Raw genomic sequence first — 8,688 nt, forward strand, 5'->3', positions numbered from 1 at the left:
CGAGTGTAAAGTCGCTCGCATCGACTCCGGTGACACTTTCGCTGAAGACGAGGGTGAAATCAATATCGTTGCGGTTCGTCGGGTTGCTGTGCACTCTGTTGAGGCTCGTCGCAAATGGCGCAATATTATTACCCGTTACCGTGATGGGATTACCAAACAGATCAGCGATGACGACAGCGACAGCCGCACCGGTATTCCAGTCTTCCAGCATGCCGATGTTATAGGTGGTGCTGTCACTGGAAGCGGTACCATCCTTGTTGAGCCGCAATGCCAGTTGCGCCTTGTCGGTGACACTCATGGTCATGGTGAAGCTGGTATTGGACGTGATGTCGACGTTCGGGGTGTTGGTCAGGGTATAGTTGAAAGCACCCTGGCCCAGGAAACGGATGCGGTTGGCTGTAATGTCGTTGTTCGCCCCTGCCAGTGACAGGAAGTTGTTACCTGTCACGGCCAGCACACCAGTAGCGACGTTGTAGGTGGCGGATGTCACTGTTGGTGCTACCACGTTGGTAACGGTAACGCCATTACCGGTCAGGTCAGCAATGACGACAGCCGCATCCGCACCGGCATCCCAGTCTTCGGCAGCAATCAGGTTGTAGGTATTGACACTGGTGGAGCTGGTGCCATTCTTGTTCATGATCAGGTTGGCACCCAGCCTGTCCGCAGCACTCAGGGTCATGGTGAAGGACGTGGCCGACGTGATCTCGACATTGCTGGTGGTGGTCAGGGTATAGCTGGCACCACCTTCGCCTTGCAGGCTGAATTTGTTGGCAATGATGTCGTTGGTGGCCCCTGTCAAACCAGTCATGCCAGTACCTGTGACGGTCAGCACGCCGGTGCTGGCGTTGTAGACCGAGGAGGTGATGGTCGGTACCGCCACATTCGAGACGGTAATCGGTGACGTCGTCACAGCGATGTTGCCACCGGTAATGACGCTGTCCCAATCGTCCGCTGCGGCCAGGTTATAAGTGGTACCACCAGTCGAGGTTGTACCGTTCTTGTTAAACAGAGCTTCAACGGCAGCCTGGTCAGCACCGGCCAGTGTCACAGCAAAGCTGGTGGCCGAAGTGACTTCAACATTGCCGGTAGTCGACAAGGTACGGGTAGCGGCGCCTTCACCTTTGATGGTCAGAGCGGAGACGGTGATGTCATTGGTGGCCCCCAGAGTGCTGACGAGGCCGGTGCCAGTGACGGTCAGGATGTGGGTCGCAACATCGTACGTGGCAGAGGTGATCGTGGGGGCGGATACGTTCGAGACCGTCACAGCATTACCGGTCAGGTCGGCACTGGAAGTCGTAGTGGCGTCCCAGGAAGCAGCGGCGGCCAGGTTGAAAGTGGTGGCATCCACAGCGGTGGTGCCGGTCTTGTTCAATAAACCATTGACGGCCAGTTTGTCGGCGGCGTTCAGGGTGACTGCAAAGGCGGTACTGCTGCTGGCGGTGACATTGGTAGTGGTTAAGGTATAAGAACCACCACCTTGACCGACCAGCGAGAGTTTAGAGACATCAATGGTGTCACCACCGACGATATTGACGGCAGTGACACTCAGAATACCCGTCGTTGCATCATAGGTGGAACTGATGATGCTTGGTGCGGCGTTCGATACGGTGATGCTGTTACCAGTCAGGTCGGCAATATTGCCACCGGTGATCACGCTGTCCCAGTCATCGGCAACGGCTAGGTTGTAAGTGGTGGCGCTGCTGGCGGAGGACGTGCCGTTCTTGTTCAATAAAGCATCGACACCAGCTATATCAGCACCAGCCAGAGTAAATGTGAAGCTGGTGGCGGAAGTGACTTCAACATTGCCAGTGGTGGACAGGGTGTAAGTCGCACCGCCTTCACCAGTGATGGTGAGTTTGGACATGGTAACGTCATTCGTCGCACCGATGGTTTTAACGAGGTTAGTGCCTGTGACGGTAAAGACGTGGGTGGTGCCATCGTAGACCGCAGAAGTGATCGTTGGTGCAGTGACGTTCGATACCGTGACAGCATTGCCGGTCAGATCGGCACTGGAGGTGGTGGTAGCGTCCCAGGAAGCAGCAGCGGCCAAATTGAACGTCGTCGTGTCAACGGCAGTGGTGCCGTTATTGTTCAAAATACCGTTAATGGCCAGTTTGTCGGCAGCATTGAGCGTCACTGAGAAGGCAGTTGAACTGCTGGCGGTGACGTTGGCACTGGTTAATGTATATGAACCCGCTTGACCGGTGAGGGATAGTTTAGAGACATCAATGGTGTCGCCACCGACGATGTTGACGACGGAAACCGATAAAACGCCGGTGGCTGCATCATAGGTGGAACTCAGGATGCTTGGTGCTGCGTTCGATACGGTGATGCTGTTACCAGTCAGATCCTGGATGTTGCCACCGGTGATGACGCTGTTCCAGTCGTCGGCTGCGGCGATATTGTAGGTGGCGCTACTGACTGCAGAAGTACCATTTTTATTCAATAACGCATCAACGGCAGCAATGTCTGCACCAGCCAAAGTAAATGTGAAGCTGGTGGCGGAAGTGACTTCAACATTGCCGGTGGTGGACAGGGTGTAAGTCGCACCGCCTTCACCGGTAATGGTCAACTTGGAAATGGTGACGTCATTGGTGGCCCCGATGGTTTTAACCAGGTTAGTGCCGGTGACGGTGAAGACGTGGGTGTTACCGTTGTAAGTCGCGGACGTGATTGTTGGTGCTGTGACGTTGGAGACGGTGACTGCATTGCCTGTCAGGTCGGCGGAAGAGGTTGTGGTGGCATCCCAGGAAGCGGCAGCAGACAGGTTGAACGTCGTCGTGTCAACAGCAGTGGTGCCGTTGTTGTTCAGGATACCGTTGATGGCCAGTTTGTCGGCAGCATTGAGCGTGACAGCGAAGGCGGTCGAGCTGCTGGCGGTGACGTTGGCACTGGTTAATGTATATGAACCCGCTTGACCGGTGAGGGATAGTTTAGAGACATCAATGGTGTCGCCACCGACGATGTTGACGACGGAAACCGATAAAACGCCGGTGGCCGCATCGTAGGTGGAACTTAATATACTTGGTGCGGCATTGGAAACGGTGATGCCGTTGCCAGTTAAATCAGCAATATTACCGCCGGTGATGACGCTGTTCCAGTCGTCGGCTGCGGCGATATTGTAGGTGGTGCTACTGACTGCAGAAGTACCATTTTTATTCAATAACGCATCAACGGCAGCAATGTCTGCACCAGCCAAAGTAAATGTGAAGCTGGTGGTGGAAGTGACTTCAACATTGCCGGTGGTGGACAAAGTACGCGTCGCGCCACCTTCGCCTGTGATGGTTAATGCCGAGATAGTGACGTCATTCGTCGCACCGATGGTTTTAACGAGGTTAGTGCCTGTGACGGTAAAGACGTGGGTGGTGCCATCGTAAGTCGCGGACGTAATCGTTGGTGCGGTGACGTTCGATACCGTGACAGCATTGCCGGTCAGATCGGCACTGGAGGTGGTGGTAGCATCCCAGGAAGCAGCAGCAGCCAGGTTAAAGGTAGTGGTATCCACCGCCGCTGTACCGTTCTTGTTCAATATGCCGTTAATGGCCAGTTTGTCGGCAGCATTGAGCGTCACTGAGAAGGCAGTTGAACTGCTGGCGGTGACGTTGGCAGTGGTCAGGGTGTAAGAACCGGCCTGACCTGTCAGAGAAAGCTTGGAGACATCAATGGTGTCGCCACCGACGATGTTGACAGCGGAAACCGATAAAACGCCGGTGGCCGCATCGTAAGTGGAACTTAATATACTTGGTGCGGCATTGGAAACGGTGATGCTGTTACCAGTCAGGTCAGCAATATTGCCACCGGTGATCACGCTGTCCCAGTCATCGGCTGCAGCCATATTATAAGTCGTGGAACTGCTGGCGGAGGACGTGCCGTTCTTGTTCAATAAAGCATCGACACCAGCTATATCAGCACCAGCCAGAGTAAATGTGAAGCTGGTGGCGGAAGTGACTTCAACATTGCCAGTGGTGGACAGGGTGTAAGTCGCACCGCCTTCACCAGTGATGGTGAGCTTGGACATGGTAACGTCATTCGTCGCACCGATGGTTTTAACGAGGTTAGTGCCTGTGACGGTGAAAACATGGGTGGTGCCGTCGTAGGTAGCAGACGTGATCGTTGGGGCGGTGACGTTCGAGACGGTGACGGCATTGCCAGTCAGATCGGCTGCCGCAGCACCAGTCGAGTCCCAGTTGGCTGCCGCTGCCAGATTGAAGGTGGTGGTATCAACTGCGGTCGTGCCGTTCTGGTTCAATACGCCGTTGACGGCCAGTTTGTCGGCAGCGTTGAGCGTTACTGAGAAGGCAGTTGAACTGCTGGCGGTGACGTTAGCAGTGGTCAGGGTGTAAGAACCAGCCTGACCAGTCAGAGAAAGCTTGGAGACATCAATGGTGTCGCCGGTGACCATGTTGGTACCAGTGACGGACAATATACCGGTGCTGGCGTCATAAGTAGCCGAAGTGACTGTAGGGCTGACGACGTTGGATACAGTAATGCCGTTGCCAGTCAGGTCGGCGATGACGACGGCAGCATCGGCACCGGCTGCCCAGTCCTCGGCAGCTGCCAGGTTATAGGTAGTGCTGTCACCAGAAGAGGTGCCATTGGCATTGAGCAGGGTTCTCACACCTGCCTTGTCGGTGGTGGATAAGATCAGAGTGAAGCTGGTATCAGACGTAATTTCTACGTTCGCTGTATCGGTCAGGGTATACGTACCACTGGCCTGGCCTTTGAGGGTGAACTTGTTGGCGACGATGTCATTGGTGGCCCCATTGAGATGGGACAGGTTGGTACCTGTGACCACCAGGCTGCCGTTACTGGCATCGTAAGTCGCTGAGGTAATGGTTGGGTTGGCTACGGTAGCAGCGACGCTATTGCCAGTCAGGTCGGCAATGACGACGGCAGCGTCGGCACCAGCGGCCCAGTCTTCGGCAGCGGCCAGGTTATAGGTGGTGCCACCGGTAGAACTGGCGCCCGCCTTGTTGATGATTTGTGTTAAGCCAGATTTGTCGGTGGCGCTCAGTGTCAGAGTGAAGCTGGTGGCTGAGGTGATTTCGACGTTGCTGGTATTAGTCAGCGTATAGGTGGCACCGCCCTCACCCGTGAAGGTGAATTTATTGGCGACGATGTCATTAGTGGCCCCCACCAATGGGGTCAGGCCTGTAGCAGTAACGACCACGGTACCCGTGGTGGAATTGTAAGTAGCTGAGGTAATTGTGGGTACGGCGACATTACTGACCGTCACACCTGCTGTTGTGACAGAGATATCGCCACCGGTAATCACGCTGTCCCAATCGTCCGCTGCCGCCAGGTTGTAGGTGGTACCGCCAGTCGATGCCGTGCCGTTTTTGTTGAACAAGTAGGTTTCGACCTGCGCCTGGTCCGTGCCATTGAGTGTAATGGCAAAACTAGTCGCACTGGTCAATTCAACGTTTGAGCTGGTGAGCGTGTAGGTCGTTGCCCCTTCGCCTTTGAGCGTCAGTTTGGAGACGGTAATGTCATTGGTGGCACCTATCGTGCCGACCAGATTGGTGCCAGTGACTGTCAGTACATGAGTAGTGCTATTGTAGGTGGCGGAAGTGATCGTTGGCGCGGAGACGTTGGAGACGGTGACCGCATTGGTGGCATCGGCCGTAGCACTGGCAGTTTGATCCCAGTTGGCGGCACCGGCGAGATTAAAGGTAGTACCACTGACAGCAGTAGTACCGTTTTGATTCAGCAGGCCATTGACAGCCAGTTTGTCTGCCGCATTCAGTGTCAGTGAGAATGTGGTGGAGTTTGTCGCAGTCGTATTGCTGCTCGTTAATGTGTAGGTAGCACCACTCTGACCAGTCAGGCTTAGTTTGGAGACATCAATGACATCATTGGTCACCATGCTTGCGCCAGTTACGGTCAACAAACCTGTGCTGGCATCATAGGTGGCATTGGTGATGGTGGTTGGTGCAAAAGTGTTGTTGAGAGAGCTCAGGCCGAAGTACTTGTCATTACTCCCGCCTACACTACCATTGGTATTTGTACCTCCAACCGCAGTACCGCCGCTGCCGCCAACCCCTTTATTGCCGGTTGCCATGCTGGTATAACTGCCGGCATCCATTTTGACCGAATTGGCGGTGCTGCTGGCATTCCAGATACCACCTACACCACGGCCACCATCTCCGCCGTTACCGAGAGACGCATAATTTGCTGCTGCACCACCACCACCACCACCGCCCGCAGCGATATTATTATTGATAGTGCTGGTGAGTATGGTGATGGAACCTGTGGAGTTGTTATAGATCGCTGCTGCAGCGTTACCGCCGGTACCACCAAATCTGTTGGTACCGGTACCACCACCACCACCACCTATGCCTATGGTTCCATTGTTGGCTGTCGCACCTGCGCCACCCAAAGTGTAGCCAGTGCCACTATAGGTCGATGCCGCGCCACCAGTAGCACTACCGCCACTACCGCCACGCCCACCTGCACCACCACCCGTACCACCCGTGATGCCAGAAATGGCACCAGGTGCTTGTCCGCCAGCACCGATACCGCCAGCTGCGCCATTACCTGATCCAAACCCGCCGCCACCGCCACCGCCACCGCCATACAAACCTGAGGTTGTACCGCCACCGCCACCGCCACCCGCTGCTTTGTTGTTCGTAATGGTACTGTTGGAGATAGTTAATGTTCCGCTGTTATTGATACCAGCGCCAAAACCATCAGAGCCATTGCCGCCATTACCGCCTGTGGCATTGCTACCACCGGCGCCATTCGTCAGACCGTTTCTGATGATCAAACCATCCAGCGTAACGGTACCGCTTGTGATGTTGATGACCCGGCTGGTGTTGTTGGCATCGATAGTCACATCAGGTGTACCATTGCTGTCAAGGTCACCTTCTATGGTCAGGTTTTTGTTGATCACTAATTGACCAGTACTCAGTGTTACTGTCCTGCTGGCATCAAAAGTGACTGTATCTCCTGAGGTCGCTGCAGCAATAGCATTGCGCAGAGAACCAACACCTGTGTCATTACCATTGGTCACCGTGACGGTTGCCAGAGAGTGATCGTAGTGACTTTCGGCATCTTTGGATAAAACTGAAGTGGCTTCAATCTTGCCGGTAGTTACTTCCAGATCCCAGTCGCCGCCAACGCCAGTGCGGTTGCTGGAAGCGGCAACATCAGCACCAGTCAGGGTGGCCAGATTGGAGACAAAGCTCGCACCATCATCTCCATCAGCCAGATTACATGAATACACCAGGATATCGCCACCAGGTACCAGCGCCTTACCGATTTTGGTCAAGGCATCACTATGGGTATTGATGGTATTGTTGTCGAGGAAAGTCTTGCCTAACCAAAGCTGGCCTTCAAAACCATGTGCGACGATTTGCACGGAATTGACCTGGTGTCCGGCCAGGTAATCAGCCATTTGTTGCAAGCCATCGCTAGTGCTTTGCAGAAAGACCACTTCGGTATTCGCTGCCAGCCCTTTGAGCAGGCTACTGGCGTCAGCAACCCTGCTATCGATAAATACGACATCATGGGCAACAGGATTGCTTGCAGTTGCGACGGCAGCAGGTGCAACGATCGTCGGAGCTGGGGAAGCCAGGGCTAGTGGTACGAGCGGGGTCGTTACCTGAATTTCAAATGCTTGAATAGGCGCATCGTCGTGTTCAGACAGTGAGTCTTGTGGGCGAGGGAAATTGGACATATTCATAATCATCGAGCCTGGCTAAGTGTGGACGGTAATTTCTGGAACAAATTACGGATGGATTGCAAAAAAATTAAATAGTATATTTCTATGCTGTAAGCAGATCGTAAGAGCGTATTCTGATTTATTGAAAATCATGATGTGCATTCACAGATTTATGCCTCTGAATCAGTTGGTACCTTGGTCGTAATGACATTGCAGCGACTGTTGCTGGTGTCAGTCCAGAATGACAAAGAAGCAAATTTTTCAAACAGATCCGGCGGCAAAATAGTTTTGCGCTTTTCAAAGCTCACGTATTTTCGTACTTTGTGTAATCCATGCATGCCCAGAGGCGCATCAAATTCCGGTGCGTCATAACTGACATTGCGATAGTCGTGCACAAATTCGGGCTCGGCCAGAAATTGATAAATCAGGGGCATTACTTTATGTGGGACCTGCGCCAGAAAATCATAATCCACGATCAGCAGCGACTCCGCGTGCTCACCGTAAAATGCTTCCTTGAGTGCAGTCCATGGGTAGCCGACAAGACGATTGGCCTGAGCCAGAGTCTCTACCCGACTATACACGGTATTGCGTTCCATATCGTCATTAAACAGACGGGTGATTTCGTAGGGGTTGGCGCGATAACGTCTCTCAAGGCTGTCCATGACCCATGCCACATTGCGTACACAGGCAATCACTTTTGAGCCAGGAAACTGATCCATTAAAACCGGCATGTGGGCGCTCCACATGCGGTTGGTATCGAAAATAACTTCTTTGTCAGCCTGATCTGCGTAGAAAGACTCGAAAATGCCGCGTGTCAACCGACGTCTTTGTTCTTTGCTGACGACACTGCCAAATTCGCTACCTGCACCCAACTGATTCAGCATGCCGCGAAACAAACTACCAACCGGGCTGGTCATGCCAGCATGAAAGCGCGGATTTTGCAGCAACAAGGCTGCCAGCAGGGTAGAACCCGAACGTGGCAAGCCAGAAATGAAATGATATTTTGCGGCTGTCATAGAGTGTTA

Annotated in this window: 2 protein-coding genes; both read right to left on the minus strand. The window is 53.7% G+C overall.

Annotated elements, in window-relative coordinates:
* On the minus strand, positions 1-7,678 hold a 7,678-nt coding region (locus ACO0LB_RS20100; protein ID WP_423052401.1), incomplete at its 3' end, for a DUF4347 domain-containing protein.
* A gap of 155 nt (positions 7,679-7,833) precedes the next feature.
* A complete protein-coding gene (locus ACO0LB_RS20105; RefSeq protein WP_423052403.1) occupies positions 7,834-8,679 on the minus strand; it encodes a sulfotransferase in 846 nt (281 codons plus the stop codon).
* Positions 8,680-8,688 lie beyond the last annotated feature (9 nt).

It is taken from the genome of Undibacterium sp. SXout7W, assembly GCF_049339385.1.
Classification (GTDB): Bacteria; Pseudomonadota; Gammaproteobacteria; order Burkholderiales; family Burkholderiaceae_D; genus Undibacterium.